This window comes from Xanthomonas sp. D-36-1, assembly GCF_017746155.1.
GTDB classification, from domain to species: domain Bacteria; phylum Pseudomonadota; class Gammaproteobacteria; order Xanthomonadales; family Xanthomonadaceae; genus Xanthomonas; species Xanthomonas cissicola.
The window spans coordinates 1-4542 of the sequence record NZ_JAGHWR010000024.1 but is presented as its reverse complement, the minus strand read 5'-3'; the positions used below and the strand labels follow the sequence as shown (position 1 = coordinate 4542).

The 4542-nt window shown below is 58.8% G+C and carries 5 protein-coding genes, 1 other RNA gene and 1 pseudogene; 5 read left to right on the top strand and 2 right to left on the bottom strand.

Translation table 11 applies throughout. The features are described from left to right. Positions 1–24 precede the first annotated feature (24 nt). Positions 25–549 (top strand): annotated as a pseudogene (locus J7367_RS07455) (IS3 family transposase); the annotation flags it as partial. 145 nt (positions 550–694) lie between these two features. Here the strand turns inward: J7367_RS07455 and J7367_RS07450 are convergent. Further along, a complete protein-coding gene (locus J7367_RS07450) occupies positions 695–1039 on the bottom strand; it encodes a helix-turn-helix transcriptional regulator (protein ID WP_254894385.1) in 345 nt (114 codons plus the stop codon). A gap of 104 nt (positions 1040–1143) precedes the next feature. On the opposite strand from J7367_RS07450, the gene J7367_RS07445 reads away from it, so the two are divergent. The 3 genes from J7367_RS07445 to J7367_RS07435 are packed head-to-tail and all read left to right on the top strand — an operon-like array spanning position 1144 to position 2632. Then, positions 1144–1896, top strand: a complete 753-nt coding sequence (locus J7367_RS07445) for a hypothetical protein (protein ID WP_057664284.1) — start codon at positions 1144–1146, stop codon at positions 1894–1896. A gap of 47 nt (positions 1897–1943) precedes the next feature. Beyond that, positions 1944–2258 (top strand): hypothetical protein, encoded by a 315-nt coding sequence (locus J7367_RS07440; RefSeq protein ID WP_057664286.1) that lies wholly within the window; start codon positions 1944–1946, stop codon positions 2256–2258. Next, entirely contained in the window at positions 2255–2632 is a 378-nt protein-coding gene (locus tag J7367_RS07435) for a hypothetical protein (RefSeq protein ID WP_176214982.1), read from the top strand. The genes J7367_RS07440 and J7367_RS07435 overlap by 4 nt, the downstream gene beginning before the upstream one ends. Positions 2633–3529: 897 nt before the next feature. On the opposite strand, the gene J7367_RS07430 is transcribed toward J7367_RS07435, so the two are convergent. Beyond that, positions 3530–3841, bottom strand: a complete 312-nt coding sequence (locus J7367_RS07430; protein ID WP_139792666.1) for a hypothetical protein — start codon at positions 3839–3841, stop codon at positions 3530–3532. Between the two features lie 427 nt (positions 3842–4268). Here J7367_RS07430 and ffs point away from each other — a divergent pair. After that, positions 4269–4365: signal recognition particle sRNA small type (gene ffs / locus J7367_RS07425), an RNA gene on the top strand. Positions 4366–4542 lie beyond the last annotated feature (177 nt).

The window sequence follows — 4542 nt, the reverse complement described above, 5'->3', positions numbered from 1 at the left end:
TAATGGGCGGGGGGATTACCTCAGCCGCTGCTGCGGCCATCGCAGGCCAACCAGGTATGGTCGATGGACTTCGTGTTCGACCGCACTGCCGACGGTCGGGTGATCAAGTGTCTGGTGATCGTGGACGACGCCACGCACGAAGCGGTCGCCATCGAGGTGGAGCGCGCAGTAGCGGGCCATGGCGTGACGCGTGTGCTGAATCGGCTCGCCATCCGCCGCGGCTTGCCGCAGGTGATCCGCACGGACAACGGCAAGGAGTTTTGCGGCAAGGCGATGGTGGCCTGGGCGCATGCGCGTGGCGTGCAGTTGCGACTCATCCAACCCGGCAAGCCGAATCAGAACGCCTACGTTGAATCGTTTAACGGCCGCCTGCGCGACGAATGCCTCAACGAACACTGGTTCCCGACACTGCTGCATGCACGCACCGAGATCGAGCGCTGGCGCCGCGAATACAACGAGGAGCGACCCAAGAAAGCAATTGGCGGCATGACGCCCTCCGCGTATGCCCAACAGTTGGCCAACGCCGCTATCATCAACCCCGGACTCTAAACCTGGCCGCTACTCAGGGCGGGGGGACGTCGCTCTTCAATTGGATCGTTGAATGCAGGGGTCCGCGAATACCATGCCTCGCTGTCGCAAATGAGCTTTAGCGCGAAAGAGTCGAAAGCTCGATACTTGAATAGGCGATTTGGAATCACGGCTGCGAGTCTTCTGTTGCGCCCACGATTGCCTCTAGTGCCACTAATGCCTCACGCCGCTCTTTGGCTGACATCCGTGCTAATGCCATGATGGCTCGAGCGGTAGCCTCGTCTTCGGCGACCAAGTAAGCCATCGGCACCCCCAACGTGTCGGCCAGCTTCCCCAACCCATCCAAGTCGATGCCACTGGTCTCGTTCTCGTAGCGATTGACCCTGCTGCTGGCCAACTTCTTATCGAGCCCCATCAGCACCCCCAACGCTCGTTGGCTTGGGATGCCTTGCAGTTCCCGAGCCTGTTTCAGGCGGGCAGCAAAGAGAGCTCGGGGAGAAGCCTTCGGCACGTGAACGGATGTTGAAAAGTTGGCCGGACAGCATGACTTGCTCCTCCACTGCATGGCAGACTCTTCATGAAATGTAGCACCCTCCAACAACACACGGGGATTTCATGAAGACCGCAAGGATTGCAGGCGCCGCCCTGCTCGCATTGACCGTGGCCGGCGTTGCCCAGGCCCAGGACACCCAGCCCCCGAAGCCCGGCTTCTTTCGCCAGCTCGGAAAAAGTCTGGCCGACTCTGGCAAGCAGATGGTCGGCATCCAGCCGAACTCGGGCAGCAAAACCAGCACCCAAGGCACTGGCGCCATCTACGTGCCTCTCAGCGCCGCCGGGAAGCTGCCCGGCCTCTTTAAGGGCGACAACCACCAAGCAGCACAGCTTGGAAAGCTGGACTGGCCCCGGGTGGCGCTCACGTTTCAGGAATGGGGCGCCTCCCTGCCCTGCTGGACGGTGGAAGCGCGCATCTGGACCAGCCCCACGGCCCCGACCACGGAGACCTTCCGGACCTGCTTCGATGCCGCGGTGACTGAAACGGACGACCTGGGCGAGACAGCGGAGCTCAATAGCGCGGCCCTCTGGAAAGGGAGGGACACGCTGACCGGTATCAGGGTCTTGCCGAGCAAGCCCAACACGGGCGCCCAGCGCTCCACGGGCCCCAACCCTCCGGCCCAGCCCTTTGTCGTCAACGTGAGCCGGCCCGGCGTGGCTGACCGCGCCGTCGATGTCGCCCTGCGCGTCGCCTGGGTCTCGGGATTTCTCCAGACCGCAGACCTGCACCCGGGGTCGTCGGGAATGCTGACGCCATTCAAAGACACCAGGCTCTGGATTGCTGGTTTTAAACCCGACGGCAATCGCGACAACTAGCAGGCCCCGGATTTGCCCGCTTTCCCATCCCTCAGAAAAGGAACGACATGAAAAATGCATGGATCGGCCTGGTCGCGTTGACCATGGCCCTGGGCCTGACCGCCTGCAGCGGCAAGCCGTCGAACGACAACGCCAAGCAAGCGCTGGTCACCCTGCTCCAGCAGAGCGGCGCCGGCCAGGTCACCGATGTCCAAAACTTCGAACTCACCGGATGCGTGGAAGCGCAAGGCGCCGACGGCTACCGCTGCGACACGCGCGGCCAAGTGGTCCTGGAGATTGCCGGTCGGCAGTTCCCCGTGCCGGTCAACAAGAACTTGCGCTACGCCAAAGCGGACGGCACCTGGAGGGCCTACGCAAAATGAGCATGAAGACCGATTCGATGGCAGGAACGCCCGTCGACGCCGTGGGGGCTGGCGGGGACGCCGCACGGCGCGCTGTTCCCAAGAAGGTCATGACACCCCACAACCGCTTCTTCTGGTGGTTCTCGCTCAGTCTGCTGTTCCTGGGTCCGTTTGGCTTTCTCGTTGGGCCGCTGATGGCTCGCCGGGGCCTGCGGAAAGCAGAGCGCTTTCACGCTTTCGAGGCTCATATGGCACGGCAGCGTGACCGCGGCTTCAGTTGGTGGCAGTGGTGGGTCATGACGCCGCTGACCGTCATGGGAGCTTTCTGGGTCACTTCGGTGCTGAGCAGCCTTCCGATGGTGCTGTTTGTGCTGTATGCGCAGCTGACGCGCTAGACCCCAACACTGCCAGAGATGCGAGAGGTGCCCCCACGGCGGGGCCAGACGGCGCGACCAGTTTCTATTAAAAGCAAGGCACGCACAGGGTGAAGCAAGCTCCCCGGCCTGGCTGCGACTCCACATCAACGAAGACGTTGGTTCGAAGCATCGTGCCGTAAACTTAAGAGAGGCCCGTGCTCATTTTTTCCCTGGCGACTTGATGGTGAAGTAGGTTCCAAATAACCACTTCTCCTAGAAGCCAACTCATCAAAGGTAGACGGGCCTTTAACACAAATGATGGCTTTGAGGTCCTACTATTTGCTGTGATACTCAACCCTTATATTCGTGACCAATCACCTTATCGTAAATCCAGGGGCCTGATAAAACTTACTTACCCTGCCTTACAACCGCTATCTGGCAGACAGCGCTTTCCCAAAAAATAGCATCATTAGGAAGACATTGGCCTGGGGCTTCCCACGGACGGAAGTCCACTTTTTGAAGGCAGTTTCCGCCAAACTGACCTGAGCTAGCGCGTGTAATCTATCAAATGTTCTATTTATATCGTAATCAGCGGCATGTCTTTCTCCTGAAGAGTAACAAAATGACGCGCTACGTCAGCTAGTTCAGGCAGAACGGCTGTTGATATCAATGCTGAATATGGCCTGCCTAAATTAGGCTGAGAAATACCCTTGGCAGCAATTTTCATATCGCTATGAGTAAGCGCCCTTTGAATATGTCGTCCGATTCCCGCAGGCTGGGCGGGGCTCACAAGACTTGCAGCCTCTGACGATAAAAGATGGAACAGGGCGTAGTAGGCAGTCGAGATCGCTCGCCTGAGGCTAGCCTGCTGAGGCCTTCTTTTTTCTTTAGTCGCCAAATGCCTTGCTTGACGCAAAAGATCTTGAGGGAGCGCCATTAACGCTTTTTGCCAATCCCGTTAACCAATTCGACGTAAGGCCAGCGCGAAACGCCTTTGCTAAGCGCAACCTTCTGAACTTCATCGGCAAAGCTTCTCAACTCCCTGAACCTCTTTGAACTGGAAGCCACTGACTTTTCATTCACCTTCAATTTGACAAACAATGATGAATCCCCGCTCGAGTCATCCCCAACCTTGATGTCGTAAGACAATACGGTGCTGGGGATCCTCATCGCCTTTATAAGGCGGTCGAGAACTTTGCGGTCTTCGGTTTCGGAGTGGATCACGGAGTGGATCATCAAGTCGGCCATAAAGCACATTCACCACAAATCCACCAACTTCGCAACAGTCGCGACGTGGGATCTCTTTGATGTGATGACCAAACCTGTCTCTCGCTGAACGCAAGGCACCTCCGGAGCTACATCCTATAGCAAATGCTAGATCAGGAACGCCTAGCTTCCTTCTCCATGTGAACCCAAGGATGTGGGGGTATCACCACGTCCTCGCTGCTCGGGTGGAAGACGGAAACCCGATCATCGAGGCTAGCAACGGACCTAGACAACCCGCTACAATGGCAGACCACAAAGCAGGACACCTTCCTGGTTTGCGTGGCTGTAGGAGAGTCGGGACGTTCGAGCGGGATCAGTACCTCCCCCTCTCTCCGCCAGTTTTATGACTCTGCAAGCTGATTGCACGGGTCCAGGGCCACGGCATCGTGGCCCACGTCTTATGGTGGCCCCGTCGGTCCCTCGCGACGCTAGATCGAAAATCCCGCCAGGGCCGGAAGGCAGCAACGGTATCGATTGATGCGGGCGCCGAGGTCAACCGGCGGGGACACCACCCCCAACTTCGAAAGACTCCAGGCGAGCTGGCTGGAACCCCTGGCTTGCGCGCGATTGATCCAGTCACAAGCAGCAGGCAGTTCGTGCTGCGCTGCGCCCTATGCAACGCCGGTCGCCTACTCAGGCGCGGACGCGCGCCGCATCTGCATCGCTAAGGAAGGTCTGATCAA

Bases quoted from the DNA above. Each gene is read 5' to 3' on its own strand.
- J7367_RS07435 (WP_176214982.1), top strand. From the start codon at position 2,255: ATGAGCATGAAGACCGATTCGATGGCAGGAACGCCCGTCGACGCCGTG.
- J7367_RS07430 (WP_139792666.1), bottom strand. From the start codon at position 3,841: ATGGCCGACTTGATGATCCACTCCGTGATCCACTCCGAAACCGAAGAC.
- J7367_RS07440 (WP_057664286.1), top strand. From the start codon at position 1,944: ATGAAAAATGCATGGATCGGCCTGGTCGCGTTGACCATGGCCCTGGGC.
- J7367_RS07445 (WP_057664284.1), top strand. From the start codon at position 1,144: ATGAAGACCGCAAGGATTGCAGGCGCCGCCCTGCTCGCATTGACCGTG.